This is a genomic window from Desertibacillus haloalkaliphilus (assembly GCF_019039105.1).
Taxonomy (GTDB): Bacteria; Bacillota; Bacilli; order Bacillales; family KJ1-10-99; genus Desertibacillus; species Desertibacillus haloalkaliphilus.
The window spans coordinates 1-444 of sequence record NZ_JAHPIV010000119.1 but is presented as its reverse complement, the minus strand read 5'-3'; the positions used below and the strand labels follow the sequence as shown (position 1 = coordinate 444).

1 protein-coding gene is annotated in these 444 nt (G+C 33.3%); it reads left to right on the top strand.

Translation table 11 applies throughout. The features are described 5' to 3' along the window. On the top strand, positions 1-359 hold a 359-nt coding region (locus tag KH400_RS21130; protein ID WP_438821137.1), incomplete at its 5' end, for a hypothetical protein. Positions 360-444 lie beyond the last annotated feature (85 nt).

Here is a 444-nt window from a genome sequence, read left to right as displayed (position 1 = left end):
CGATAGGGGAGAAAGAGATTTCTATGGCTCAATACGAATTATTAAAGGGAGTAGGATCAAGTGTAGCTGAAGCGAGCATGTTTGCTTATGCTACGTGTTTAAAAAAAGAAAAGAATTGGGAGAAGGCACTAGAAAGCTTTTCTTCTCTGGTGGGGACAAAAAAGTACACGTATTTAGCTGCAGTTGAATGTTCTAAAATACATGAACATCAAATAAAAGATTATGAAAAAGCAATATACTATTCTAAATTAGCTCTTGCAGATGAAGAATATTTAGTAAATCATCAGAAAGTGAAGCAAGAAAAAATGCTTAACGATCTTCATGTTAGAATAAAAAGATTGGAGAAAAAAATCAGTTAGTGACATGCAGCGCTCATTTCCTGGGGAAGCGCATTATTAGTGGTTTTTAAACAAATTTCAACATCGTTTTTGTAAGTATATGTAA